Source organism: Elusimicrobiota bacterium (assembly GCA_040757695.1).
GTDB lineage: Bacteria > Elusimicrobiota > UBA8919 > UBA8919 > UBA8919 > JBFLWK01.
On the sequence record JBFLWK010000014.1, the window covers coordinates 18,629 to 44,364 of the forward strand.

The window sequence follows — 25,736 nt, forward strand, 5'->3', positions numbered from 1 at the left end:
TATTATGGATGGCTACACGAATATTTACAAAATGTAAGCATTTGCTTACATTTTGATTTTGCCCATCGGTAAATTTTGGTTTTTTAATCTTTAATCTTTAATCTTTGATTGCCGTTATAGGGGGGGCGAAATGCTTTACGGTTATGCCGGGAAATATCTGAGGATTGATTTAACAAAAAACAAAATTGAAATAAAAGAAACTTCAGAAAAACTGGTCCGAAAATATCTTGGTGGTGTCGGGCTTGGCGTACGAATTTTATGGGACGAGTTAGACCCCAGAACACAGCCGCTTTCACCTGAAAACAAAATCATTTTTCTTACCGGACCGCTTACCGGTACACTTTTCCCACCATCAGGCAGATATGAAGTAGTATCTCGCTCGCCACAGACAGGTTGGTGGGCACATTCGTCGGCAGGTGGTTTTTTTGGTCCGGAAATGAAATATGCAGGTTATGATTATATAATTATTCAAGGGAAGGCAAAACAGCCTGTTTATATTCACATAGATAATGATTCAATCCAGATAAAAAATGCGAAGCATCTCTGGGGCAAAAATGTTGTTGAAACCACAGATACAATCTGTGAAGAACTCGGCGATACCGATATAAAAGTTGCCTGTATTGGTCAGGCAGGCGAAAATCTGGTAAAATACGCATGTATAATGAGTGATTATTTTCGTGCAGCAGGCAGAACTGGAATGGGCTGTATTCTGGGTTCAAAAAATCTGAAAGCGATTGCTATAAGAGGCACAAAAGGACTTAAAATCGCAGATAATAAAAAATTCGTTTCAGTTGTAGAAGATGCTTTTAAGCGACATACACCAAAAGGAAAGTATTGGGAACATGTCAATGCGATGCGAATCTACGGTTCGTTTGCACTAACTGACTGGGAGAATGCAATCGGTCGGCTACCGACGAAAAATCACTGGACTGGCTATTTTGAGAATGCTGAAGAAACAATCGGGATGAAACCGATGAGAGAGCGGCATTACAAAAAGCATGCCTCATGTTTCAGTTGCGGGATTCAATGCAAGTATGCATCCACTATTAAAGAAGGTAAGTATGCTGGTAGTGAATCAGAAGGTCCTGAATATGAGACGGTAGAAGCATTCACATCCAACTTTTTATCAACTGATACCAATTCTCTGATTGAAGCAAATCGGCTCTGTAACATTTACGGGCTTGATACAATTTCTGCAGGACATACAATTTCATTTGCGTTTGAATGTTTTGAAAAAGGGATACTGACCGAGAAAGATACCGGCGGCAGAAAACTTATCTGGGGAAATGACGAAATGGATACAGTGATAGAACTGCTGCATTCAATTGCTACAAGAAAAGACAAATTCGCATCACTACTTGCAGAAGGTTCTGCTTTTGCTGCAAAACAAATTGGAGGTGCTGCATATCGCTGTGCAATTCATGTGAATAATTTAGAAGCTTCCGGCCAGGATGGTCGTCCTCATAAATCACTCGGGTTAACATATGCAATAAATGTCAGAGGTGCCGACCATTTAACATCGCTTTCGTCTTTAGATGAACTTGGATATAAAGAAGCGTTACAAGAAAGGTTTGGCAAAAAAAATGTAAAAATACTTGCAGACCGCTGGGATGAACGATTGAAGGGTTATCTTGTTAGTGATTGTGAAAATCTTTATGCGATTACTGATTCACTGCTTGTGTGTAAATATGGCACAATGTGGCCACCGATATATTACTGGCAGGATATGGGCAGAATAATTTCATACCTTACAGGTTTCAACGAATATGAAAGTATAAAAAAATTAAAAAAATTAGCCCGACGAATCTGCCATCTGCGTCGGTGTTTTAATGTGCGGTTAGGCTGGAGTAAAAAAAATGATTGTCTGCATCCACGCTTTACTGAAGAACCGATGCCAACAGGACCTGCGAAAGGACAGGTTGTTCATTTAGAGCCAATGCTGAAAGAGTATTACGAAGTAAGACAGTATGATTGGAAAACAGGGCTACCTACGAGAGCAGAACTTGAAGATGTCGGGCTTGAAGATATCGCCAGTGAATTAAAAAAGCGTGGCAAACTTGTTGAAAAATATAAAGGCAAACCTAAAGACCCACTGAATGTTTTAAAATGAAATAAATTACAAAACCTTTTAAGAAGAAGGAGGAAAAAAATGCTTACTTTGTTATGTAATGGAACGGTTATTACACAGTCTGAAATAATTGAGAATGGTGGGGTTTTGTTTGAAGATGGAATCATCAAAGATGTTGGTAGAACCGACGATGTAAGAGCAAAGGTATTCAGAACTTCACAGGATAAAATTCATCTGAAAATAGTTGATGCTAAAAGAAAGATAATTCTGCCGGGTTTTATAAATACACATCATCATTTGTATTCAACTTTTGCGCGTGGGATGTATATTCCGGGAACACCTGCTAAAAATTTTGTTGAGATATTAGAAAAACTCTGGTGGAAACTTGATAAAATTTTGACTGCAGAAGATATTTATTATTCAGCGCTTATTCCACTGATTGAATGTGTAAAAAACGGCACAACAACAATAATTGACCATCATGAATCGCAGGGTTTTCAGATAGGTTCGCTTGATGGGATACAAAAAGCAGTAGAAAAAATCGGTATCCGTGCGTGCCTATGTTTTGGTACTTCAGACCGTTATGGTAAAGGCAAAGAAGGTTTGAAAGAAAACGAAAGATTTTTCTCTCAACTCTTAACTCTAAACTCTCAACTTATTTCTGGCATGGTCGGGCTTCATGCTGCATTTACCGTCAACAATGATACACTTGAGAAATCAGTTGAATTGGCAAAAAAATATAATGTCGGGATACATATCCATTGTGCGGAAGATTTAGCAGACGAGAACGATTCTGTAAAAAAATACAAAATACAGGTTGTTGAACGATTAAAAAAATTCGGTGTGCTTGGTCAGAAAACATTGCTTGCACATTGTATTCATATAAACGAAAAAGAAACAAAAATTATAAAAGATACTGGCACGAATGTGGTTCATAATCCAGAAAGTAATATGAACAATGCGGTTGGTTGTGCGGATGTTTTAGGTATGTTAAAAAAAGGTATTATTGTCGGGCTTGGAACTGATGGTATGTCATCCAATATGCTTTCCCAGATGCGTTGTGCCTATCTGATTCACAGACATAACAAAAAAGACCCGCGGGTTGCTTTTTGTGAAGCGCCACGATTACTTTTAGAAAACAATCCTAAAATTGTAGAGAAGATATGTGGCTGGCGTGTTGGTAAAATTGAAACTGGCCGACCTGCCGATTTGGTTGTGCTTGACTATGTTCCACCGACACCGTTGACAAAAGATAATTTTCTTGGGCATTTAATTTTTGGGATGGTTGATGCAACGGTTGATACTGTAATCTGTAATGGTAAGACCCTGATGAAAGATAAAAAATTAGAAGGTATAAATGAAGAGTTGATTTGCGAAAAATCGCGCGAGCTCGCAAAAACATTCTGGGAAAAAATCATTTCAATCTGACAGGATTTACAGAATAAATAAAATCCTGTTAATCCTGTCAAAAATCAATACCGTTTTTAAGGTGTCGGAGCGAGAAAAACGATGAAAAATGTTACGCAGGTAAAAGTTGCTGGTATTAACAAAAAAATTGTTGATATTTGTACGAAGATAATGCTATATTTGCCGCCGATTTTTTATTTTTCAATGGCGGTTGCGTTTTACTTAAAAACATATGATTCCTGCCAGATAAAAATCACCATCTGCCAGATTGGTGGCACGATTCTGATTGCTGTTTTTCTTATAAAAATTATTGAGTTATGGAAAAACCCGTTCCCTAAAGGTTCATTTCATTTACTTCTATCGCCTACACTTATTCTGGTATGGTCTATTTTTTCGGCGTCAATTTCACCATTAAAAAACTGGTTTGGCACACAGGATGAATTCACCCGCCGTATTTTTTATATTTTTCTGTTTTACATAATAGTTTCAGAATTCAGAGATGAAAAAAGCCAGAAACGGCTTATCAACTGGTGGCTTGCTGGTGCATTTATATCGGTATTTTACGGTATTGTGCAGTTTTTTGACCGATTTTATCCACCTAATCCTGCAGTTGGACTTGACCCGTTTATATGGCGGCGTGCGTTTGGTAGCAGAATCTTTTCTACTTTTGGGAATCCTAACTTTTATGGTGATTTCCTGCTTGTTGTGGCGCCTGTGATTCTTTCATATGCTGTCCAAAAATTTTCTAAATTGTTAATACTGTTTTATATTATGACTGTATTCTGTATCATTTTTACATATTCAAAAGCGGTTTGGATTGGTTATTCTGGTGGTGTGATTGCATTCTCATTTTTTGCAGTTGCATTTCTATCACACGGCAGAAAGGAAACAATCCGAAAAATTCTGTTGGGGATGTCACTTGCTGTTTTTTCTGCGATGGTTTTAGGTGTTACATATTTTACTATGCAGCGGATAGATTCTGTAAGATTTAGAACCAATACTTGGTTGGGATGCTGGGAGATGTTTAACAGATCTCCGCATCCGGAGTCCTATCTGTATGCTCGTTCACCACTCAAATGGAAAAGCCCAGTAAGAAAAACACTCCATCCATTGATAGGCACAGGTATCGGTTCATTCAAAGCGGTTTATCCCGCGTATAGAAGGCCTGAAATAATCCAGTTAGAAGGTCGCTCAAACACAGAAAGCGACCATCCTGAAAACGAATTTTTAGAAGTGCTGTATGATGAAGGGATTATCGGATTTGGATTTTTTATACTGTTGATAATGACATTCATAACTGCTGCAATAAAACGATTAAAAGCGATTCAGCCACAACAGAAATTTATTATACACGGACTGATTGGTTTTTCGTCGGGACTTATTTCTCAACTTGTTCATAATACTATGTGTGTCAGTATGCGATTTGTTTCTGAAGGTGTTGTGTTCTGGCTTGCGTTAGGAATGATTGGTATATTTTCTCTACCACAAATCACAAATCCAAAAACAGGCAACATTAATCATTCCCAAAAACCAAAGTTTATGTCGGCTGTACAAATTGGAATTGTAATTATCGCTATTTATTTTATAAAATATTTTTATGGTTTCTTTCTTGCGGATATGCACCATAACATAGCAATTTTTCATTCTAAACGAGGCGAATGGGATGCCGCACTTGCCAATTACGATATTGTTATAAAATACAGTCCTGACTATGTGATGACCCATTATTTCAAAGGGAATGTGTATAACGACCGATGGGCAGCAGGCGACCCGGAACGATGTATCCAGAAATACCAGGATGTAATAAAACTGGCGCCGAATTATGTTCAGATTTTTATGCAGATGGGAACCGTTTATTCCAAAATGGGTAAATGGGCAGAAGCAATAGAATCATTCAGAAAATACCAGAAATTAGACCCTGTTTTTGAACGGGCATATCCTTCGTTAGGTATGGCATATGCACAAATCGGGCATTGGAAAGAAGCCGAGAATACATTTAAACGATATATTGCCCGAAATAACTGGTATTACTACTATGATTGGCTTGTGACTAACAATATGAAAGATTATAATACAAATGTTAAAACACATATCTTAAAGCCAGATGTATGGCTTGGGCTTGGCAATGTCTACTATGCCCAGAAGAAATTTTTTTCTGCAGAGACAATGTACAAAAAAATCTTGAAAGATATTGACCCGAATAATACAGAAGCACTCCGAAATCTTGCAATACTTTACGAGAGAACAGGCAGGCAGCAACAATCACAAAAAATCTTGAATCGTATTATGAAAAATAATCCAGCCACAATCCCGCATAGCCAATAATAAATATGAAAAAAAATTTGCTTGACAAAAAAGCACCCAGCCAAATTTTATATTTCGCTATTGTTGTTTGCCCGCTTGTTTTCTTCACGAATGTCACAAGAAACCCGTATATTATTCAAGGCACAATCTTACACATCTGTTTACTATTGATTTTTGGATTATTCATTTTTCAATCACTTAAAAACGGAAAAATTATTTTCTATAGAACCCGACTGGATTTACCGATACTGATTTTTTTGGGCTTTACAATTGTTACATTTATCAGGGCACTATTGTGCAGTGCTGATGTTGCAGGTTTCGGGAAAATACCCGGGTTCACAACCGCTACATGGTCAGAAGGTCTAAGGAATAATCTGTATATTTTAATTAACTGCGTTCTTGTGTATTATGTTGCGGTTAATTTTATCAGAGATGAAAAGTCAATAAGAAAAGTTTTATTTCTTTCTTTTGTTGTCTCGTTTCTTGCAAGTGTTTATGCGATTTTGCAGTATTTTGACCTTGAGCCAATCTGGCAGCAGACAATTAACCCGTATAGTATGAAACGGTGTGTCTCTACTTTCGGCAATCCCGTTTTTATATCCAGTTTTTTGGTTATAATGGTCCCGCTTTCAGTTGTTTCGTTTATTCAGGCAAAATCAAATTATTCCAGATTTTTATATATAGCGTTATCTGTATTAATGATTTTAGCGCTTATTACAACAATGGCGAGATCTTCATGGCTTGGACTTTTTGTAGCATTCATTTTTGTTGCAGGTGTGTTTAAGCAAAAAATTATCAAATATAAAAAATGGTTACTGTGCGCTGGTATAAGTATATTTCTGGTTTTGTTAATACCGTCCAGATGGCAGATCGAGACAAAACCCTTTGGTTTTTATGCGTTTGACCGCGCATCCAGTATATTCAGTGTAGAGAAAGCGGGTCCTGCGGTCTATCAGCGGGTTCTGATATGGCTTTCTGCCTGGGATATCTCAAAACGGAATCCTGTATTAGGAAGTGGCTGGGGATTGTTTGAGATGCTGTTCCCGTTTTATCAGCAACGATATTTAATCCATCCGAAGTTAACACAGCGAACCCATGCTAATAATGCCCATAATGTTTTTTTAGAGAATCTTTCACAGATAGGAATCGTCGGGCTGGGGATGTTTTTATGGCTTATTTATTGTATTGTAAAATTCGGACTGTATCAGATTAACAATCTAAAGAACGAATTCCAGAAGATAATTGCGATTGGTATTTTTGCAGGTGTGATTGGAATGCTCGTTGATAATATAGTGAATGTAACTTTATACTTTATAATACCCGGCTTTTTCTTTTGGATGAATTTAGGAATTTTAGCAGGGCTTGGTGGCGGCGGCACATCTGAAAAAAAAATAATCAACCATAGCTTACTTTCCAAAATAGTTTCTTTAATTTTAATCGTGCTCTCAATTTTGCTTATCCGCCTGTATATCAGAACATTTTTTGCTGAAAAAAATTATTTTACCGGCTTTAAACTCGCTAAGAAACAAAATACACCGATAGAGCAGGCAATACCATATTTAGAAAAAGCACACCAACTTCATCGGCTTGAAGTTAACAACAACTACGAACTCGGGAATGCATATGCGAGAATGGCTGCGCAGTTCAGACACCTGAATGCAATTTCGCAGGCGGAAGAATACCAAAAAAAAGCGCTCTGGGCGTATAACGAAGCACTGGCAGCCAATCCCGGATATGATGAGATTTATTTTAATAAAGCAACTATCCTTGCACAACGAAAAGAGTTTGACGGTGAAGACGGTGCGCTTGTAAATTATCAACGAGCAGTTTTTATCAATCCGTTTTCGTTAGATGCAATAATGGGGCTCGGGAATGTCTATCTGTTTTCAGAAAAATATGAGCCAGCAAGGAATCTTTACCGTCGGGCAACCATACTCAGTCCATCTAACAAAGATATATGGAATAATCTCGGCTATGTCAGTATGAAACTGAACCGGATTGACGACGCAAAAAAATGTTATCAGAAAGCACTCGCAATTGACCCTAATTTTGAACTTGCCCGCCGAAATCTTGCTAATATAAGTGCTCTACCAAAAAATAAAAAAGAATAGTTTAAGCCCCCCCCATCCCCCCACTTGTTTTTTCTAAGAAATTTAGTATAATAATACTGTATGAAAAAATACTTCTTAACAGGGCTCGTTATTATCCTGCCGTTTTTTCTTACGCTTTACATCATCTGGCTTGTATTCAAGATTGTGGGCAGATTTTTTACACCAGTATTCACAAATATTTTTGAAACATTTGTTCCACTTAAAATCCCATACTTTGCAATAACTTTTATAAGCGCTATTGTTACACTTTTTTTGATATGGTTAATCGGGCTTATTGCATCCAATTTTATCGGCAAGAAATTATTTCATCAAATTGAATCTATTCTTTTAAAAATACCGATGGCACGCGGACTCTATGACGCAATAAAAAAACTTACAAAGGTTTTTTTTGTAGGTACAACAACCTTTCAAAGAGTTGTCCTGATAGAATATCCGCGGAAGGGGATATATTCTGTTGCGTTTATTACTGCAGAAGCGATGGGCGAAATTCAGGAATTGACAAAAGAAGAAGTAATCAATGTATTTATACCGTCTACACCTAATCCGACAACAGGATATTTCTTGCTAGTACCAAAATCGGATATTATTCCACTCAAAATGTCGGTTGATGATGCAATGAAACTGATAATTTCCGGCGGGATTGTTGTACCGCCATCTTCCCCAAAAAAATCAAATGAATGACAAATTTCTGCTTTTATTAGATGCTAACAGGATTCTTAACTCTACGCTTGATATAAAAAAACTGCTTACCATTATATTAGAACTTGCCAGTAGGGTTGTTAATGCAGAAGCATCCTCGCTTCTGTTGATTGACGAACAGACAGGCGAACTTTATTTTGATGTTGCAATTGGTGAGAAGGCAGATGAGATAAAACGGATTCGGCTGAAACCTGGCGAAGGAGTCGCCGGCTGGTGTGCTGCCTACAACAGGTCTGTAATAGTTGAGGATGTAACAAAAGACCCGCGATGGACCCGACGGTCTGACGATACTTCCGGGTTTGTGACAAAATCAATTATATGTGTGCCGATGCGGTACAAGGGCAGGGTTTTAGGTGTAATTGAAGGTATAAATCCGATTGGTAAAGCGTTTTTTACAGACGATGACCTGCCGGTCTTAGAAGCGTTTGCAAACCAGACAGCAGTTGCATTAGAAAACGCGCGGCTTTTTACAAAATTAACTCAAGAACGAGAAAAAATTGCAGCTGCGTTTGATGGTATGACCGAAGCAGTTTTTGTAACCGACAGAGAAGGTGTGATAACTCAATCAAATATGGCTGCCTGTAAATTAATAGATAAAAAAGATATTAACGGCAGTTTGTTTGAAAAAGTAATGACAGAATCTGAATTCAGTATCCCGGCTGGTTTCTTACAGTTTGATGAAAGAATAAAAGTTTTTGAAATTACAAAAAAAACAAGAAAACAAATATTCCTTAACTGTGTAGCCACAAAAATCGTTAACGACCGCGCTGAAACTACTGGCTATATTTTTGTAATCAGGGATATTACAGACGAGAAAAAAGAAGAATTCGTAAAACGGACATTCTTATCGCTTATCTCACATAAACTTAAAACACCACTTGTAACAATCAGCGGTTATCTGCCAATGTTGTTAGCGGAGGATTCACTCATCTTGAAGCCGTCAATTAAAAAAGCGCTTGAAGCGATGAAAAGCCAGAGTAACCGTCTGGTCGGGCTGGTTACGGATTTGCTGAGATATACAGTAATAGAAACCGAAGCACTTGAACTTGACAGAAAGAAAATTTCAGTTGAACAACTTGTTGCTGAAACACTCGGTATAATGAAAGAAAAAATGAAAGATGCTAAAATTGAGGTTGTTAGTTTATCAGAACTTGGCGAGGTATTTGTTGATACAGACAAAATGAAAGAAGCGCTCGGTTGCATTTTAGAAAATGCTGTAAAATTTAATAAAGTAGGGGATAGTGAAGGTGCTGAAAAAATTGTGAAAATATCCGGCGAGTTGCAAACCGATGCGGTTGCTATAAGTATTGAAGATAATAGTGTTGGTATACCACTTGCTGAACAGGAAAAAATTTTTGATAAATTCTATCAGATAGAAGAATCATTTACGGGTCAGGTTGCCGGCGCAGGTCTCGGATTGCCACTCGCCAAACGAATTGTAGAAGCCCATAATGGCAGCATAAATGTTAATTCCAAAGTTGGTGTAGGTTCTACATTCACCGTAAAAATCCCCAGATTTATCTGAAGTGTGTGATTTGTTTGAATTTTTTGTAACGGGATTGGATTTCAGCAGGTTTTAATCGTTTCATTCTTTCTAACGAAAAATCTTCTACATTAAAAGATGCCATAACACTGCCATAAATTACCGCGCATCTTAAATCATACTCGGTAGGTTTTTTATTTAATTTTGCCAGCCAGCCAAAAAAACCGCCTGCAAAAGTATCGCCTGCACCCGTCGGGTCAAAAACCTCTTCAAGTGGATATGCAGGCGCAGAAAAAAAATTTTGTTTAGAAAACAAAAGAGAACCATGCTCACCCTTTTTTATTACAACATACTTTGGTCCATAGTCAAGAATAATCCTGCCTGCTTTTATCAGTGATGGTTGTTCTGTAAGAAGTCGTGCCTCACCATCATTGATTACAAAAATATCAATTTTTGATAGTAGGTTTAATAACGATTGTTTTTTTAGTTTTATCCAGAGGTTCATAGAATCCGCCGCAACAAATTTTGGTTTTTTTATTTGCGATAAAACATCCATCTGTAAATCAGGGTCTATATTAGCAAGAAAAACATAATCGGTATTTTTGTAAGAATCAGGGATTTCAGGCTTGAATGTTTCAAATACATTGAGGCAGGTTGAAACTGTTTTTGCCTCATTCATATCATACTCGTAAAAACCACTCCATCTGAATGTTTTACCATCTGTAATTTGAAGTCCATCAAGATTTATATTTCGTTTCTTAAAAAGTTCCAGATACTCCTCTGGGAAATCAGAGCCAACAACAGCAACAATCCTGACATCAGTAAAAAAACTTGCCGAATAGGAAAAATAAGTCGCAGAACCACCGAGTATATCTCGCTTTTTACCGAACGGCGTTTTTACCGAATCAAGCGCAACCGAACCTACAACAAGAATGGACATGATTGAACCAGAGATTAAGAGATTGAGAGATTAGGAAATTAGGGTTAGGTGCATTCCAATCTTCCAATCACCTAATCTTTAATTTCTGTTCTCTATTCTCTGCCTTTACTGGGCGCGAGAGGATTTGAACCTCCACGGTGTTATCCACAGCGTCCTGAGCGCTGCGCGTCTGCCAGTTCCGCCACGCGCCCGGAAAAACAGTGATAAGTGAATAGTTATTAGTGATTAGTAACTAAAACCAAAAATATTTTACTATAAAATTCATAAATAGTCAATTGAAAAATTATTCAGAATTTGGTAAAATTAATATAATGAACAAAAAAATCATTGCAACCAACAGAAAAGCATATTTTAATTACGAACTGCTTGAAAAATATGAAGCGGGTATTTCACTTTTAGGTAGCGAAGTGAAATCAATCCGGGCAGGACATATTGATATTAAAAATGGCTATATCAACATTGAAAAAGGCGAATTTTTTTTGTATAATATAAATATATTGCCTTATAAACAACTTTCAGACAAAAAATACAACCCATTAAGACCCAGAAAATTATTACTACACCGACGAGAAATAAAGAAACTGCAAGAAAAAATCGCTATCAAAGGGTTTGCAATTATTCCAACTGAGGTCTATTTCAGAAACGGGCTGGTCAAAGTTGAAATATCTGTTGCAAAAGGCAAAAAACTTTGGGATAAACGAGCAGTAATTAAAGAAAGGGAAATAAAAAAGAGAATTAGAGAATTAGAGAATTAGAAATGGCGAAAGCATTTTACTAATTCGCTAATAACTAATTGGCTAAAATTGGGGGTGAACAGGGCTCGACGGGGATATTTGACTGATGTAGCGGCAGGCCGCAGTTGACCGAAAGGCTGCGTAAAAAATCGGTCATACAAAAATAACTGCCGTTTATACACCGGTAGTTGCCTACGCATAATTGCGTAAGCCGCCTGCCTAACCTTTTTCTGTGAGGTTGGGGTGAGGTGTTATAAAAGCAGAATAGTTTTCGGCATTGTCGTTGTACCGAAAGCGAAACCTTAAACGACTGGCTGTCAGATATTTTGTCAGTGGAAGTTTTTGGCAGCGAGAACAAAACACTGACTATGCTTGTAGAAGCCGTTAGGCGTTATCTTCGGACGCGGGTTCGATTCCCGCCACCTCCACCAGAAAGGCAGGTAAAAGGTTAAAGGTGAAAGGTCCAAGGGAGCGGTAATAGGTAAGTTTTACCACAGAAACACTGAAAAAAATTATTTCGTGATTTCGCGCTTTCGTGGTTAAATTTATGCGTTTTCAGCAAAACTGAACTGTTACAGGGAGTAAAAATGGATATTATTATCAAAAATGCAAAGTTGGAAAATGGAAAAATTGTTGATATTGGAATTAAGAAAGGTAAAATTGTAGAAATCAAGTCCGAAGTCCGATGTCCAAAGTCCGATGTCCAAATCATTGATGCAAAGAGAAATCTTGTCACACCTACTTTTATTGACTCACATATTCATCTGGATAAATGTCTTATTAGCGATTCTATTCCTAAAAATATTACAGGCACACTTAAGGAATCAATAGAACTTACTTGGGCAAGAAAGAAAAGATATACAGTGAATGATATTGTTGAGAGAGCAAGTAAAGTTATTGACTGGCATATTCTGCACGGCTCAACTATTATAAGAACACATGTTGATGTTGATACTATTGGTAAGTTAATGCCATTGAAAGGGCTTCTTGCAACTCGTGAAAAATATAGAGGCATTGTTGATTTAGAAATTGTTGCATTCCCACAGGAAGGAATTTTGCAGGATGAAGGCACTGAAGAACTTATGTATCAGGCGATGGAATCAGGTGCAGATGTCGTCGGTGGGATGCCACATAACGAAATGACTGACGAAGATGGTAGAAGGCATATAGATATCTGTTTTGAGATTGCAAAAAAATTTAATTGTGATATTGATATGCATATTGATGAAACAGATGACCCGAATTCACGGTGTCTCCAATATCTTTGTTGGAAAACAATCAAAGAAAAATATCAAGCTCGGGTGACTGCCGGACATACTTGTGCGCTCGCAGCTTATAACGATTATTACGCTGTGAAAGTTATTGACTGGGTAAAAAAAGCAGGTATCAATATGATAACAAATCCAGTCACAAATTTGATGATAGAAGGTCGGCTTGATAAACAGCCAATCCGTCGGGGGACAACGCGTATAAACGAACTGATTACTGCAGGTGTTAATGTTTCTTACGGACAGGACTGCGTCAAGGATACGTTCTATCCTACTTGGGGACATGGCGATATGCTTGAATGCGGATTGGTTACAGCACACGCTGCGCAATTCACACAGGTGGAACAAGTAAATTATCTTTACAAAATGATAACAGAAAACGCTGCAAAAATTTTGCGGCTGAAAGATTACGGGATTGCTGTTAGCAAAACCGCAAACTTGAATATCGTTGATGCAAAGACAATCCCGGAAATGTTCAGAACACAAGCCGACCGCCTTTATGTAATAAGAAAAGGAAAAATTATTGCCACCACAGAGATACGGAGAACACTGAAAATACCGACAGGATTTACAGGATAAAAGAATTAAAATCCTGTAAATCCAGTCAAAAGAAATAGCCAAAATTCCAATGCGGGTTTGGAATTTTGGAATTTGGAATTTAGAATTTGCCGTTAATTGGGGGGGGGTATGAAACTTTATGATTTGACACAGCCGCTGTCACATTTAACACCTGCATGGCCGACTTACGAGCCGTTGCAAATTAAATTTTTCAAGCGGCTTGCACCAAATGGCGCAAATGGACAAATTATTACAACCAGCAACCATGTAGGCACACATCTTGACGGCTCACTTCATTTCTGTACACACGGAAGAGATATTGCCTCAATTCCGCTTGAAGAACTTTATGGTGAGGCAGCAGTTGTGGATTTATCCGATATTGCAGAGGACTACGGGATTTACACATCAAAAGATATTGAAAAACGGGTTGAAGTAAAAGAGCGAGATATTTTAATTATCAATACGGGTTATCACAGATATGCTTGGGACCAGCCCGAAGCGGACGAGGTTCGCTATATGGTGAAACATCCGGGACCGACGATGGAATTTGCAGAATGGTGCAAAAAGAAAAAATTGAAATGGCTCGGCGTTGACTGCGGAAGCGCCGACCACCCGATGAATACGAAAATCAGAGAATGGATGCCGAAACAGGCGAAGGAATGCGAAGCATACTTTCAGAAAAAATTTAAGAAATCAATTGACGATATTTTTCCATCTGACCACTATCAATTAATGCATATTGTTCTGTTTCCTTTGGATATAATTCATGCCGAAAATCTGGGTGGAGAAATAGATAAGTTTAAAAATAAAAGAACCACCGTCGGCTGTTTCCCATGGCGGTTCGTTGGCGGAGAATCGTCAATCTGCAGAATTGTGGCATTTGAGAAAACTTAAGCGGCGAGAAAGTATATCATTTGTTATACTTTTCAGACGGAGGAAATTTTATGGAGAACGGCAAACAGTATCACATAGCGTTGGGGAAAGGTGATGTAGGAAGATATGTTTTGCTGCCGGGCGACCCGGGACGAACGCCTCTGATAGCGAAATTTTTTGACGATGCGAATGAAATGGCATTCAATAGAGAATACAGAACATTCACAGGACATATTACAGGTTATGATGGTAAAAAAATAAAAATATCAACGACTTCTACTGGAATCGGGTGTCCGTCAACCGCAATTGCAGTTGAGGAACTGATAAAAATCGGCGCGGATACTTTCATAAGAATAGGCACCGCTGGCTCGCTTCAAAAAGAGGTTGGACTTGGCGATGTCGTCATTTCAACTGCGGCAGTACGGGAAGAAGGTACTACCCGCCAGTATGTTCCACTTTCGTATCCTGCGGTTGCTAATTTTGATGTCACTGCTGCACTTATTGAAGCATCAAAAAAATTAAAAATAAAAGCACATCCTGGAATTACACACTGTAAAGATGCATTTTATACAGAAAATGCGAAAGACTTACCGCTGTCCGACCACAATGAAAAAATGTGGACTGCATGGTATCGTTCAAATGTGATTGCGACATCAATGGAGTCCGCCGCGCTTTTTGTCGTATCTTCTATAAAAAAGGTTTATGCAGGCGAAGTGCTTGCGATTATTGGGTTAACATATTCCGACGAGCCGATAGTCAAAAAAGTTGGTATTGAAGAAGCAATCAAAATTGCAATTGAGGCGGTAAAAATTTTAGAAGAAAAAAGAAAATAAAAAAATTCGGATAAAGCAAAAAGCCCCCAATTTTCATATCGGAGGGCTTTTTTTATACGGAAACTTTCGGTTCATTCTATCTCAATTTCTTTTATTTTCACTTTTGCCTGTCTGGTTTTTGGCAGTGTTATATTAAGAATGCCGTCTTTGTATTTTGCTTTTATGTTTTTTTCGTCAACAGCCGCTGGTAGCGATATTGAGCGGTAGAAATTGCCGTATCTTCTTTCCGAGTAGTAATATCCCTTTTCTTTTTTTTCTTCTTCTTTTTTGCTTTCACCCGTCAGTGTCAGATTACCCTGTTCAAATTTAACTTTTATATCTTTTTTCTCAATACCTGGAACTTCAACCTTTACTACGACAGCATCCTTTTTCTCGTCAATCTCTATCTTGGGCGTAAACCCGAAATCTTTTGTAGTATCAAGCCCTTTCTGCGATAAACTCTTACCAAAAAATCTGTCAAACGCATCACGAATATCCAAAAGTTCCCTGAATGGTTCAAATTTTATGATGTCAGTCATATTCATCACCGCCTGCTTGTTTTGATGCATTTTTCTTATTCGCGTTTCTCCTTTTTGTGGAGTATCTTCTATTGTTCGTATAATATTATAATGTAAATTTTTAGGAACTTCATGGAGTCCAATCTGATGGCATAAATCTACTGTTTTCTTAAAAGTGTTGAAATAACAGCGGCAGAAATCATCTTCAAGTTCCCGTTCAAAATCATCAAGCAAATCAGTATCTAATTCATCGTCTATAAAATCGGATAATAATTGGAAAAATTTTTCGTGTTCCATTAATGTTCTCTAAAATATCTTGAAAGTTTATCTCTTAAAAACAAGCGTGCTCTATGCAGTCGTGATTTTATTGATGGCAACGAAATTTTTAATGTCCTTTGTAGCTCGTCATTAGACATGCCTTCAATATCTCTTAAAATCAGAACTGTTTTGTATTTTTCAGGTAGTAATCCAATCGCTTCGTTAAGTCGGTTTTTTAGCTCTATATTTTCTAATGTTGCCAGTGGGTTTTTTGACCAATCGTCTGCAAATTCTCGCTTCGCTGTACCTTTTGGTGTAGTAATTGGAGTATCCATAGAGACGGTATGTATCACCTTTTTTTTCCGTTTTTTCATCAAAACCAGATTCAACGCAATCCTGTAAAGCCAGGTTGAAAATTCCGAAGTTCCTTTGAAACCTTTTAACTTTTTCCATGCAGTTAGAAATGTTTCCTGCAAAAAATCATCTGCCGATGACCTGTTGCCTGTCAGATTCAAAAGCAAATTGTAAATTTTTAGTTCGTGCTTTTTTATTAACTGCTCAAAAGCGCGGGTATCGCCTCTTTTTGATTTCTCAACAAGGATTTTATCGTCTGATTTCATTTATTTAGATGCAGTAATTTTCAGGCGGGTGCGTAGATAAAACAGGTTTTTCAGTCTTCTTCCAGTTTTTCAGGAACTATTATGTTTTCGTTTTTATTCAATAATTCTTCTGAAATAGGTCGTTCAAATTTTGATTGTATCATCTCCTGTAAGTATCTTTTTACTGTTGTATCCCAGTATTTTTTGGTTACATAATAAACCTTTGCGCCACCAAGTTCATGCTGAACATCCGGCCATGGATATGACGGCTGTGCCATCCCGATACCCCATCTTTTCAAGCCGTTGTAACTTTCATATGTAGCCCAGAACTCTTTCTGATTGAGCGTCTCAAAACAGTACTCGCATTTTGCATAATACATGATTGCGCCTGCTCGTAAGCCCCGTCTGAAAGCCATAGAATGAAGCGAGATATTTATATCCTCGTTCATAATCCGACCATTACAGAAACCGACAAGATGTCCATCAATAAGTCCAACAAGTTGATACGGGTCTTTTAAACGGTTTCTTACCCAGCCAAGAATTTCAGCATAAACCCGCGCACCAACAATATCATAAAAATCATGGTCAACCTCTATAATCTTTTTCAGATAATTTAACAGCAATGGTGATTCCTCTTTTTTCAGCGGTCTGATTAACATCGTCTCACCTGTTTTCACTTTTATTGCAGCAGGTTCAAACGACGGAATGACCATCGGATCCGGCGATAAGAGTGGTTCCAATTCCTCTACCTTAAAAACTATCTGTTCCTGCGATACCTTTTCAGGCGGTAACTTCTTCATAACAAAAATCCTCCTGTATAAAATTTTTGTTATTTTACAAATATTTTATTGATTTGTCAAGTATTTTTTTGTATAATAAATACAAATTAAATAAGAGGTATTGATGGGAATTTTAACCAGAGATGAAATTCTAAAAGAGATTCAAAATGGTAACATTGAGATTGAACCGTTTTCAGAAAAGCAGGTTGGTCCCGCATCAATTGATTTATATCTTGGCGATGAAATCAGAGTTTTTAAGAAAATAAGAAATATCTATCATGTAACCGAAAATAGCGATTATGAAAAAATTACACGGCTTGTAAAAGTAAAAAAGTGTTTTGTAATCAGACCTGGTGAAGTTGTTCACGGGATAACAAGAGAAAAGATAAAACTTGGTGAGAATCTGTGTGCGTGGCTTGAAGGCAGGTCGCGTTATGCACGGCTCGGGCTTATGGTTCATGTAACTGCCGGGCTGATTCAACCAGGTATCAATAATAAACAGGTTTTAGAAATTTCAAACATGGGTTCTATTCCACTTGCGATTTATCCGGGGACAAAAATCTGCCAGTTAGTCATACAGGAAACAACCGGTAAAGCAAAATACCAGGGCAGGTTCAAAAACCAAATCCATCCGTAAAAAAATTAGAGCATTTGTTATAGTTTTCAGACGATAAAACTTGTTTACTTCAACCCGTTTAGTTTTTTGACCACATCTACGATTTCATACATATCTTTCAAATCGTAATCAGCACCCGTCAGCGGTGCATCAGGATGCTCACCCCATCTCGCAAAAACAGTAACCAGTCCGACGGCTTTTGCGCCCGGAATATCCCGTTCAGGCCAGTCACCACAATACATTACTTCATTCGGCTGCATCTGTAATTTTTCAAGCGCGTATAAAAACGGTTTTGTTGACGGTTTTCTTTCCCCTGTATCGTCAAACGAAACTATCAAATCAAGCCACGGAGTAAGATGCAATCGTGCAAGCCGATTATATGCCTGCTCACCAGGCGCATCAGAAATCACGCCGAGTTTCAAACCGAGTCGCAAAAGTTCTTTAAGTGTAATTTCAACATGCGGATATGTATAGGTTGCCATATCACGACCACGCTGATAGCCGATGATTCCAGCAGAAAGAATTTTTTTGTCAACCTTACCGATTTTATTTATAAGTGACTGCTCTATTGCCGACTGACTTTCTATATGTGTTGCCCAGTAGACATTGAAAATTTCATCGTATATTTCCTGCAAAGGAATATCCAACCCGACATTTATCATATAATTACACGCCATCTCTACCGCAGAGCGTTTCATTCGCATAAAATCAACCAGCGTATTATCCAAATCCGTCAGAAATGCTTTAATCATAACATATATTTTACATAAAATTCATTGACAATTCAAGTTAATTTTAGTAAAATAAAATTTATGAATATAGTTTTAACTGGTTTTATGGCGACGGGAAAAAGTACAGTGGGGCATGCAATCGCCAAGGTACTTAAAATGGAATTTGTTGATACAGACGATTTGATAGAAGAAAAAGTTGGAATGAAAATCCCGGATATTTTTGCCAAAAAAGGTGAAAAATATTTCAGAAATGTTGAAACAGCAGTTGCAAAAGAAGTCAGCGAATATGACAATTATGTAATTGCGACAGGTGGCGGAATCGTTTTGAGGCAGGAAAATATTGATGCATTGAAAAAAAACGGAAAAATCATCAATCTAAAAACATCAGTAGAAAAGATTTTAGAACGAGTATCAAAGAATTCCGACAGGCCGCTTCTCAATGTTGTGGACAGAAAATTAGAAATTAAAAAACTTTTAGAAATTAGAAAACCTTATTACAAAAAATGTGATTTTTCTGTTGATACAACAAAAACAACTCCAAAAGAAGCTGTTAAAAAAATTATAGCACGAATAAAGGCACACGAATTAAATCACGAATAGTATACAAATAACTGCAATTTTTTATTCGCGATATTTCGTGATAAAATTCGTTTGAAATTTGCGATTTATGAAAATCGTTGAAGTAAAACTTGGTGACAGGACTTATTCCATTCACATAGGCGTCTCTTTAACCCATATTGGTGATGCCTTGAAGGCTAAAAATTTTTTCGGTAAAGTGCTTGTTATCACAAACACTACCGTTGGTAAATTATATGGCGATATGGTGCTTGATAGTTTAACACGGGCAGGTTTTGAGCCGAGTATCACAAAAATCCCAGATGGTGAAAAATACAAAACACTTGAAACGGTTAATGACCTTTATCAGGTTTGTATAGACAACAAACTTGAACGAAATTCTGTGATTGTTGCTTTAGGTGGCGGTGTTGTTGGCGATATTGCAGGTTTTGTTGCTGCAACTTATATGCGAGGGATACCGTTTGTTCAGGTGCCTACAACACTTCTTTCACAGGTAGATTCTTCCGTCGGTGGCAAGGTCGGCGTGAATCATCCAAAATCCAAAAATATGATAGGTGCATTCTATCAGCCGGCACTTGTTTATACTGATATTTCAACATTAAAAACTTTACCGGAAAGAGAGTTCGATGCCGGTCTTGCAGAAGCAATAAAATACGGCATTATCCGTGATAAAAAATACTTTTCTGTGCTTGAACGGGATTTGATGAAAATAAAATCGTTGAATTACGAGCGGGTTGAATATGTTGTATGGCGAAGTTGTCAGATAAAAAAGTGGGTGGTTGAACTGGATGAAAAGGAAGCAGGACTAAGAGCGATATTGAATTTCGGGCATACCATCGGTCATGCTATTGAATCGGCGACGAATTACAAGACATATCTGCACGGTGAAGCGGTTGCAATTGGTATGGTTTGTGCGACAAAGATTGCATTGGAATTAAAATTGTTTGATGAAATGTGGGCGAGAAGAGTTGAACGGATTTTAATACGCACTGGTCTACCAGTAAAACATAGTTTAGAAGTTGAAAAAGTTATTGAGAAATTATCTTTTGATAAAAAAGTGCAAGACGGCAAAGTTCGTTTTGTGTTACCGAATGGCCGTCCCGGAAAAACCATCATAAAAGACGATGTACCGATTGATATAATCAAAAAGGTTCTTACCGAACAGAAATAAAAGATATAACAAATGTTATATACCAATTGGTATATATTACCGTCTAAAAGAGTGTGGGGGGACAACCTGTCGTATGGTAGTTCCAAGAGTCAAGAGTTATCGGACAACCGCAGTAGAGTAATAAATGAATTTGAAGATAAAAAAACTGCAAAAAAAAATCGCAACGGAAAAACTGGACGGGTTTGTTTCGTTTGAGCCATCAAATATTTTTTATCTAACAGGGTTTGATGCTGAGAATTCGTTTGTTTTTGTTACACGAAAAAATGCGACACTTATCGTTCCGGAGCTTATATATCAGTCAGCAAAAAAAAATGCCGGTTGTCCCGTTGAAATTACAAAAGAAGATTTCTTTAACCGATATAAAGACAAAAAAATCGGATTTGAAAATTCACTTTCGTATAAACAAGTTTGCAAACTAAAAAAAGCAAAAATCAAATTAAAAGATTGCTCTGATTTTATTGAAAAGATGCGGGTTGTAAAAGATAAAAGTGAACTCTCAAAAATAAAAACTGCGTGTAAAATTTCTCAAAAAGCAATGAGATTTGCTGAAAAGAAAATTAAAGTAGGATTAACAGAAAAAGGACTGAAAGACAAATTAGAATATTTTTTAAGGCGATTGGGGGCTGAAAAATCCGCATTTGATATAATTGTTGCATCAAGTAAAAACTCTGCCAATCCTCATCATAAATCGACAAACAGAAAATTCCAAAAGGACGATGTTATACTTGTTGATTTAGGCTGTGTTTATGACGGATACAATTCTGACTTGACAAGAATGTTTTTTTTAGGTAAAATTAATAAACAGCAACAAAAAGTTTTTAGTATTGTAAAAGAAGCACAGCAGAAAGCAATCGGTATTATTAGAGATGGAGTATTGTGCAAAAAAGTTGATTTTACAGCGCGAGATTTTATAGCAAAAGAGGGTTACAAAAAATTTTTTATTCACGGAGCAGGTCACGGTGTAGGGATTGATGTTCATGAAAAGCCGGTAATTTCTGCAAAGTCTGAAGCGATATTGAAAGCAGGAATGGTTGTGACGGTAGAGCCTGGTATTTATATTCCGAACAAATTCGGTATTCGGATAGAAAATACAGTTTTAGTAACAAAAGTTGGTTGTGAGGTTTTAACGAAATAAAATTTGGAGGGTAAAAATGGGCATAGCAGTTATTCCTAAACCAAAATTTATTGTTGATGAAAAGGGCAAAAGAAAAGAGGTCATTTTGAACTTAAAAGATTATCAAGAATTACTGGAAGATTTAGAAGATCTTCGCGATGTTGCTTTGAGGCAATTTGAACCAACTCGTTCTTTTCGTGAATATCATAACGAAAGAATGAAAAAAAGATGAGTTATCGGATAACGATTAAACCATCTGCAGAAAAAGAACTGAATAAGTATTCATTGAAAATCTATGAACAAATTGTACCGCATATATTTTCGTTGCAAAATAATCCCAGACCATTTAATTACAAAAAGTTAAAATCAAATATCTACAGAGTACGTTCGGGTGATTATAGAATTATTTACACGATTGATGATATTAACAAAATAGTTGAAGTTACAAAGGTAGCACACAGAAAAGATGTTTATAGATAAACAAAATGATTTCAACTTCTGATTTCAAAAACGGATTAACAATTAAAGTTGATAATTCGCCCTGTCAGGTGATATGGTTTCAGCATCACAAACCTGGCAAAGGTGGTGCGGTAATGCGTGTAAAACTAAAAAATCTTGAAACAGGTGCGATTACAGAAACAACTTTTAAATCAGGCGCCAAATTTGAAGAGATAACACTTACACGAAAAAAGAAACAATTTCTGTATTCTGCCGGTGACGATTATACTTTTATGGATATGGAAAACTACGAACAAATCACAATACCAAAAGAAAAACTCGGCGATATAATAAAATATCTGAAACCTGATATAGAAGTGGAAGCGCTTTATGTTGACGATAAATTTCTTAATATGGACTTGCCAGTAACGATAGAATTAAAGGTTGTTTCAACCGTGCCGGGTATACGCGGTGATTCCGTTTCAAACCTGGTTAAACCAGCAATACTTGAGACGGAGATTGAAGTTCAGGTGCCTCTTTTTATAAAGGAAGGCGATATTGTAAAAATAGATACTCGGACAGGAGAATATGTAGAACGTGTTTCAAAATGAACGCAGATAACCGCAGATAAAAACGCAGATGGACGCAGATTTATCAGCGTTAATCTGTGAGGTTTCAAGAATCTGCGTCCATCCGCGTTGTGTTAAATGGACATTAAAAAAATAAAATCAGTTTTAGATGCAATCAAAGATACCGATATTGAAGAAATCTGGATAGAAAAAGATGGTGAAAAATCTGGCTTTCGCAGGAAGCCTGTTGAATTAGATTCATTAGTCGTTTCAAAAAAAGCCACTCCAGAGCCACAAGATGTTCTACAAAAAAGCGGCAGTGAACCTGTTCAATCATCTGCGTTAAAGACCAGCATTATAAAATCAACAATGGTAGGTACATTTTACCGTTCGCCAACACCAGGCGGGAAACCGCTTGCTGAAGAAGGTGATTTTGTAACTGTCGGGCAGAAAGTTGGTATTGTTGAGGCGATGAAAGTAATGAAAGAAATAACATCAACTGCTGAAGGCAAAATTGTAAAAGTTTTAGTGCAGGATAATACTCCTGTGGAATACGGGCAACCACTTTTTGAAATAGAGCCGCAGATTACCACAGATAAATCGCAGATGTCCGCTGATGAAAATCAGCGGCAATCAGTGTTGTAATCAGCTGTCATCAGCGTATAAATTATGTTTAACAAAATTCTGATAGCCAATCGTGGTGAAATAGCAGTAAGGATTATTCGTGCCTGTCACGAGATGGGAATACGAACTGTTGCAGTTCATTCCGATATTGATGCCGAATCGCTTCCTGTAAAACTTGCAGATGAAACCGTTTGTATCGGACCCGCCTCGCCGTCTGACAGTTATCTAAATATCGCAAGTATCATTTCTGCTGCTGAAATAACAGGTGCGGACGCGATTCATCCCGGGTATGGTTTTTTATCAGAAAACACCTATTTCGCCGATGTTTGTGAATCCTGCAATATAAAATTTATTGGTCCATCAAAAACGACTATACAATTAATGGGTGATAAAATGGCATCAAAACATACAATGAAAAAAGCAGGGATACCAGTAATTCCAGGAACTGATGAATGTATAACAGCTGAACATCCGAAACTTTTTAAGATTGCCAAAAAAATTGGGTATCCATTGATTGTAAAAGCATCTGCAGGTGGTGGCGGAAAAGGTATGCGGATTGTACCGTCAGAAGATGCACTCAAGAATGCGATACTTACAGCACAGCAGGAAGCCAAGTCATCATTCGGGAATAGCGATGTCTATCTTGAAAAATACTTAGACGAACCTAAACATATTGAATTTCAAATACTTGGCGATATAAAAGGCGATGTTGTTTCTTTTCCGGAGCGGGATTGCTCAATCCAGAGAAGACATCAGAAACTGATAGAAGAATCACCATCTTTAATTTCTGAAAAATTACGGAAAAAAATGGGACATTACGCTCGGCTTACTGCTAAAGCGGTTGATTATTTTACTGCCGGTACTGTTGAGTTTCTGGTAGATAAAAAAGAGAATTTTTATTTTATGGAAATGAACACTCGTATACAGGTTGAACATCCGGTTACTGAATTGGTTTCCGGAATAGACCTTGTAAAAGAGCAGATACGGCTTGCAGCAGGTGAACGACTTGGCTATGATTACGACGATATAAAACAAAAAGGGCATGTGATTGAATGCCGAATAAATGCTGAAGATTCTGAAAAGGATTTCATCCCAAGCCCCGGTAAAATTGAAACGGTTATTTTTCCAGGCGGACCGGGTATTCGGCTTGATACACATATCTATCCCGGCTATACCGTGCCAGCAGTATATGACAGTTTGATTGCCAAATTACTCGTTATTGACGAAACCAGACAGAAAGCAATCGCAAGAATGCATCGTGCGCTTTCAGAATTTGAAATCGCAGGTATTAAAACAACGATTCCATTTCATAAACTTGCAATCTCAAACGAGTATTTTAAGAAAGGCGAAATATATACCAACTTCATCCATAAAAGGATTTACAATGAAAAGTAAAATCCTGCAAATTATTGACGATAGTATCGCTGTAAAACAAAATTCAAAAGCACTTGTGCCTGTAATTTACAAAATTGCTAAAGAGATAATCAACTGTTATCGCCGAAAAAATAAAGTTGTCATTTTTGGTAATGGTGGTTCTGCAGCGGATGCGCAACACATTGCGACAGAACTTGTCTGCCGGTTTGAAAAAGAGAGAAAATCACTTAATGCTCTCGCACTTACAACAAACACATCTATTCTTACCGCAGTTGCTAACGATTACAGTTTTGACAAAATTTTTTCCAGACAGATTGAATCAACTGTTCAAAAAAGTGATGTTGTGATTGCCATTTCTACAAGCGGCAATTCAAAAAATGTCGTTGAGGCAGCAAAACAGGCAAAAAAACATGGTGCGGTTGTGGTAGGTTTTACAGGTGCTGATGGTGGTAAATTAAAGAGGGTTTGCGATATAATTCTGAAAGTCCCATCTAAAAACACCGCGCGAATCCAGGAAGTCCATATCACAGTTGGCCATATTTTATGCAAACTTGTTGAAGATGAACCATTCTAAAAAGTTCTTGACAAACTGCATATTTTTTGTTGTAATTTTGACAAGATTAACCGGGTTTTAACTTTATCTTTATCCTGTAAATCTTTTTTATTCTCCACTTTGTAGTGCGATTTTATATGAAAAAAAATAAATCAGCAATGATTTTCCTACGTACCACTTCCTACTTAAAAAAAAGATTGAAAATTTCAAGTCTGGCACAGTTTTCTCAGTTTTCACAGTTTTCACAGTTTTCACAGTTTTCAGTTTTATGGCTGGCACAGTTTTCTTCCCAGTTTCCAGTTTCACAGTTTCAGCAGGCACAGTTTCAGCAGTTTCAGTTTTTGCTGGCGCAGTTTTGCCAGTTTTGTTATTCCAGTTCCATTACGACATTTTTATGTTTTATATGTTTCAGTCCATTATACTCGCAAAGAATTTCGACCTGAAAAACGGCTATAAATTTATATTTTACCGATAATAAAATGCCCTTGACACAACCGTATAAAAATGATACACTTATGACAAATGCCAAAAGGCTTACAAAAAATACATTTTATATTCG

26 protein-coding genes, 1 tRNA gene and 1 other RNA gene are annotated in these 25,736 nt (G+C 37.3%); 22 read left to right on the forward strand and 6 right to left on the reverse strand.

Annotation, left to right across the window (positions count from 1 at the left end):
• The first annotated feature begins 130 nt into the window (after positions 1-130).
• From AB1349_04265 to AB1349_04290, 6 genes are all read left to right on the forward strand, one after another.
• Complete coding sequence (locus AB1349_04265; GenBank protein MEW6556554.1) at positions 131-2,110, forward strand: aldehyde ferredoxin oxidoreductase family protein; 1,980 nt, start codon at positions 131-133, stop codon at positions 2,108-2,110.
• 39 nt (positions 2,111-2,149) lie between these two features.
• Positions 2,150-3,496: a putative aminohydrolase SsnA gene (gene ssnA, locus AB1349_04270; protein ID MEW6556555.1), complete on the forward strand. Its 1,347-nt coding sequence runs from the start codon at positions 2,150-2,152 to the stop codon at positions 3,494-3,496.
• Positions 3,497-3,577: 81 nt separating this feature from the next.
• Positions 3,578-5,800: a tetratricopeptide repeat protein gene (locus AB1349_04275; protein ID MEW6556556.1), complete on the forward strand. Its 2,223-nt coding sequence runs from the start codon at positions 3,578-3,580 to the stop codon at positions 5,798-5,800.
• Positions 5,801-5,805: 5 nt separating this feature from the next.
• Positions 5,806-7,890 (forward strand): O-antigen ligase family protein, encoded by a 2,085-nt coding sequence (locus AB1349_04280; GenBank protein ID MEW6556557.1) that lies wholly within the window; start codon positions 5,806-5,808, stop codon positions 7,888-7,890.
• Positions 7,891-7,950: 60 nt separating this feature from the next.
• Positions 7,951-8,571, forward strand: coding sequence for a DUF502 domain-containing protein (locus AB1349_04285; GenBank protein MEW6556558.1), 621 nt, complete (start codon positions 7,951-7,953; stop codon positions 8,569-8,571).
• A complete protein-coding gene (locus tag AB1349_04290; GenBank protein ID MEW6556559.1) occupies positions 8,564-10,114 on the forward strand; it encodes an ATP-binding protein in 1,551 nt (516 codons plus the stop codon). Before AB1349_04285 ends, AB1349_04290 begins: the two co-directional genes overlap by 8 nt.
• Here AB1349_04290 and AB1349_04295 read toward each other — a convergent pair.
• Together AB1349_04295 and AB1349_04300 are read right to left on the reverse strand one after the other, a co-directional pair.
• Positions 10,107-11,012 (reverse strand): PfkB family carbohydrate kinase, encoded by a 906-nt coding sequence (locus AB1349_04295; GenBank protein MEW6556560.1) that lies wholly within the window; start codon positions 11,010-11,012, stop codon positions 10,107-10,109. The two genes, AB1349_04290 and AB1349_04295, sit on opposite strands and share 8 nt — an antisense overlap.
• A gap of 109 nt (positions 11,013-11,121) precedes the next feature.
• Positions 11,122-11,203: transfer RNA gene (locus tag AB1349_04300), tRNA-Leu, on the reverse strand.
• Between the two features lie 120 nt (positions 11,204-11,323).
• Here AB1349_04300 and smpB point away from each other — a divergent pair.
• From smpB to AB1349_04325, 5 genes are all read left to right on the forward strand, one after another.
• The gene (smpB, locus tag AB1349_04305) at positions 11,324-11,767 is read left to right on the forward strand and encodes an SsrA-binding protein SmpB (GenBank protein MEW6556561.1); all 444 of its coding nucleotides are present in this window, start codon (positions 11,324-11,326) and stop codon (positions 11,765-11,767) included.
• Positions 11,768-11,817: 50 nt separating this feature from the next.
• Positions 11,818-12,177, forward strand: a transfer-messenger RNA (tmRNA) gene (gene ssrA, locus AB1349_04310).
• Positions 12,178-12,333: 156 nt separating this feature from the next.
• On the forward strand, positions 12,334-13,593 hold the full coding sequence (locus AB1349_04315) for an amidohydrolase family protein (GenBank protein ID MEW6556562.1): 1,260 nt from the start codon (positions 12,334-12,336) through the stop codon (positions 13,591-13,593).
• Between the two features lie 108 nt (positions 13,594-13,701).
• Positions 13,702-14,466: a cyclase family protein gene (locus AB1349_04320; GenBank protein MEW6556563.1), complete on the forward strand. Its 765-nt coding sequence runs from the start codon at positions 13,702-13,704 to the stop codon at positions 14,464-14,466.
• Positions 14,467-14,516: 50 nt separating this feature from the next.
• Positions 14,517-15,278, forward strand: coding sequence for a nucleoside phosphorylase (locus tag AB1349_04325; protein MEW6556564.1), 762 nt, complete (start codon positions 14,517-14,519; stop codon positions 15,276-15,278).
• A gap of 71 nt (positions 15,279-15,349) precedes the next feature.
• On the opposite strand, the gene AB1349_04330 is transcribed toward AB1349_04325, so the two are convergent.
• Genes AB1349_04330 through AB1349_04340 form a run of 3 tightly spaced genes read right to left on the reverse strand, consistent with a single transcriptional unit; the run spans position 15,350 to position 17,432 of the window.
• A complete protein-coding gene (locus AB1349_04330; GenBank protein ID MEW6556565.1) occupies positions 15,350-16,072 on the reverse strand; it encodes an Hsp20/alpha crystallin family protein in 723 nt (240 codons plus the stop codon).
• Positions 16,072-16,653: a sigma-70 family RNA polymerase sigma factor gene (locus AB1349_04335; protein ID MEW6556566.1), complete on the reverse strand. Its 582-nt coding sequence runs from the start codon at positions 16,651-16,653 to the stop codon at positions 16,072-16,074. The genes AB1349_04330 and AB1349_04335 overlap by 1 nt, the downstream gene beginning before the upstream one ends.
• Before the next feature lie 50 nt (positions 16,654-16,703).
• Positions 16,704-17,432: an N-acetyltransferase gene (locus tag AB1349_04340; GenBank protein ID MEW6556567.1), complete on the reverse strand. Its 729-nt coding sequence runs from the start codon at positions 17,430-17,432 to the stop codon at positions 16,704-16,706.
• 103 nt (positions 17,433-17,535) lie between these two features.
• On the opposite strand from AB1349_04340, the gene dcd reads away from it, so the two are divergent.
• Positions 17,536-18,048, forward strand: a complete 513-nt coding sequence (gene dcd / locus AB1349_04345) for a dCTP deaminase (GenBank protein ID MEW6556568.1) — start codon at positions 17,536-17,538, stop codon at positions 18,046-18,048.
• A gap of 44 nt (positions 18,049-18,092) precedes the next feature.
• On the opposite strand, the gene AB1349_04350 is transcribed toward dcd, so the two are convergent.
• Positions 18,093-18,779 carry an HAD-IA family hydrolase gene (locus tag AB1349_04350; protein MEW6556569.1) on the reverse strand — a complete coding sequence of 229 codons (687 nt, stop codon included), beginning with the start codon at positions 18,777-18,779 and terminating at the stop codon, positions 18,093-18,095.
• A 60-nt stretch (positions 18,780-18,839) separates the two neighbouring features.
• On the opposite strand from AB1349_04350, the gene AB1349_04355 reads away from it, so the two are divergent.
• From AB1349_04355 to AB1349_04400, 10 genes are all read left to right on the forward strand, one after another.
• Positions 18,840-19,358: a shikimate kinase gene (locus AB1349_04355; protein MEW6556570.1), complete on the forward strand. Its 519-nt coding sequence runs from the start codon at positions 18,840-18,842 to the stop codon at positions 19,356-19,358.
• Between the two features lie 67 nt (positions 19,359-19,425).
• A complete protein-coding gene (gene aroB, locus AB1349_04360) occupies positions 19,426-20,505 on the forward strand; it encodes a 3-dehydroquinate synthase (GenBank protein ID MEW6556571.1) in 1,080 nt (359 codons plus the stop codon).
• A 124-nt stretch (positions 20,506-20,629) separates the two neighbouring features.
• On the forward strand, positions 20,630-21,640 hold the full coding sequence (locus AB1349_04365; protein MEW6556572.1) for a Xaa-Pro peptidase family protein: 1,011 nt from the start codon (positions 20,630-20,632) through the stop codon (positions 21,638-21,640).
• 16 nt (positions 21,641-21,656) lie between these two features.
• On the forward strand, positions 21,657-21,851 hold the full coding sequence (locus tag AB1349_04370; protein ID MEW6556573.1) for a hypothetical protein: 195 nt from the start codon (positions 21,657-21,659) through the stop codon (positions 21,849-21,851).
• A complete protein-coding gene (locus AB1349_04375; GenBank protein MEW6556574.1) occupies positions 21,848-22,099 on the forward strand; it encodes a type II toxin-antitoxin system RelE/ParE family toxin in 252 nt (83 codons plus the stop codon). The genes AB1349_04370 and AB1349_04375 overlap by 4 nt, the downstream gene beginning before the upstream one ends.
• A 5-nt stretch (positions 22,100-22,104) precedes the next feature.
• Positions 22,105-22,668 (forward strand): elongation factor P, encoded by a 564-nt coding sequence (efp, locus tag AB1349_04380; protein ID MEW6556575.1) that lies wholly within the window; start codon positions 22,105-22,107, stop codon positions 22,666-22,668.
• Between the two features lie 96 nt (positions 22,669-22,764).
• Positions 22,765-23,271, forward strand: coding sequence for an acetyl-CoA carboxylase biotin carboxyl carrier protein (gene accB, locus AB1349_04385; GenBank protein MEW6556576.1), 507 nt, complete (start codon positions 22,765-22,767; stop codon positions 23,269-23,271).
• 24 nt (positions 23,272-23,295) lie between these two features.
• Positions 23,296-24,645 (forward strand): acetyl-CoA carboxylase biotin carboxylase subunit, encoded by a 1,350-nt coding sequence (gene accC, locus AB1349_04390; protein ID MEW6556577.1) that lies wholly within the window; start codon positions 23,296-23,298, stop codon positions 24,643-24,645.
• A complete protein-coding gene (locus tag AB1349_04395; protein ID MEW6556578.1) occupies positions 24,635-25,198 on the forward strand; it encodes a D-sedoheptulose 7-phosphate isomerase in 564 nt (187 codons plus the stop codon). Before accC ends, AB1349_04395 begins: the two co-directional genes overlap by 11 nt.
• Positions 25,199-25,445: 247 nt before the next feature.
• Positions 25,446-25,652: a hypothetical protein gene (locus AB1349_04400; GenBank protein ID MEW6556579.1), complete on the forward strand. Its 207-nt coding sequence runs from the start codon at positions 25,446-25,448 to the stop codon at positions 25,650-25,652.
• The last annotated feature ends 84 nt before the right edge of the window (positions 25,653-25,736 follow it).

Coding starts and splice junctions, on each gene's coding strand:
- AB1349_04265 (MEW6556554.1), top strand. CDS start 131: ATGCTTTACGGTTATGCCGGGAAATATCTGAGGATTGATTTAACAAAA.
- ssnA (MEW6556555.1), top strand. CDS start 2,150: ATGCTTACTTTGTTATGTAATGGAACGGTTATTACACAGTCTGAAATA.
- AB1349_04275 (MEW6556556.1), top strand. CDS start 3,578: ATGAAAAATGTTACGCAGGTAAAAGTTGCTGGTATTAACAAAAAAATT.
- AB1349_04280 (MEW6556557.1), top strand. CDS start 5,806: ATGAAAAAAAATTTGCTTGACAAAAAAGCACCCAGCCAAATTTTATAT.
- AB1349_04285 (MEW6556558.1), top strand. CDS start 7,951: ATGAAAAAATACTTCTTAACAGGGCTCGTTATTATCCTGCCGTTTTTT.
- AB1349_04290 (MEW6556559.1), top strand. CDS start 8,564: ATGAATGACAAATTTCTGCTTTTATTAGATGCTAACAGGATTCTTAAC.
- AB1349_04295 (MEW6556560.1), bottom strand. CDS start 11,012: ATGTCCATTCTTGTTGTAGGTTCGGTTGCGCTTGATTCGGTAAAAACG.
- smpB (MEW6556561.1), top strand. CDS start 11,324: ATGAACAAAAAAATCATTGCAACCAACAGAAAAGCATATTTTAATTAC.
- AB1349_04315 (MEW6556562.1), top strand. CDS start 12,334: ATGGATATTATTATCAAAAATGCAAAGTTGGAAAATGGAAAAATTGTT.
- AB1349_04320 (MEW6556563.1), top strand. CDS start 13,702: ATGAAACTTTATGATTTGACACAGCCGCTGTCACATTTAACACCTGCA.
- AB1349_04325 (MEW6556564.1), top strand. CDS start 14,517: ATGGAGAACGGCAAACAGTATCACATAGCGTTGGGGAAAGGTGATGTA.
- AB1349_04330 (MEW6556565.1), bottom strand. CDS start 16,072: ATGGAACACGAAAAATTTTTCCAATTATTATCCGATTTTATAGACGAT.
- AB1349_04335 (MEW6556566.1), bottom strand. CDS start 16,653: ATGAAATCAGACGATAAAATCCTTGTTGAGAAATCAAAAAGAGGCGAT.
- AB1349_04340 (MEW6556567.1), bottom strand. CDS start 17,432: ATGAAGAAGTTACCGCCTGAAAAGGTATCGCAGGAACAGATAGTTTTT.
- dcd (MEW6556568.1), top strand. CDS start 17,536: ATGGGAATTTTAACCAGAGATGAAATTCTAAAAGAGATTCAAAATGGT.
- AB1349_04350 (MEW6556569.1), bottom strand. CDS start 18,779: ATGATTAAAGCATTTCTGACGGATTTGGATAATACGCTGGTTGATTTT.
- AB1349_04355 (MEW6556570.1), top strand. CDS start 18,840: ATGAATATAGTTTTAACTGGTTTTATGGCGACGGGAAAAAGTACAGTG.
- aroB (MEW6556571.1), top strand. CDS start 19,426: ATGAAAATCGTTGAAGTAAAACTTGGTGACAGGACTTATTCCATTCAC.
- AB1349_04365 (MEW6556572.1), top strand. CDS start 20,630: ATGAATTTGAAGATAAAAAAACTGCAAAAAAAAATCGCAACGGAAAAA.
- AB1349_04370 (MEW6556573.1), top strand. CDS start 21,657: ATGGGCATAGCAGTTATTCCTAAACCAAAATTTATTGTTGATGAAAAG.
- AB1349_04375 (MEW6556574.1), top strand. CDS start 21,848: ATGAGTTATCGGATAACGATTAAACCATCTGCAGAAAAAGAACTGAAT.
- efp (MEW6556575.1), top strand. CDS start 22,105: ATGATTTCAACTTCTGATTTCAAAAACGGATTAACAATTAAAGTTGAT.
- accB (MEW6556576.1), top strand. CDS start 22,765: ATGGACATTAAAAAAATAAAATCAGTTTTAGATGCAATCAAAGATACC.
- accC (MEW6556577.1), top strand. CDS start 23,296: ATGTTTAACAAAATTCTGATAGCCAATCGTGGTGAAATAGCAGTAAGG.
- AB1349_04395 (MEW6556578.1), top strand. CDS start 24,635: ATGAAAAGTAAAATCCTGCAAATTATTGACGATAGTATCGCTGTAAAA.
- AB1349_04400 (MEW6556579.1), top strand. CDS start 25,446: ATGGCTGGCACAGTTTTCTTCCCAGTTTCCAGTTTCACAGTTTCAGCA.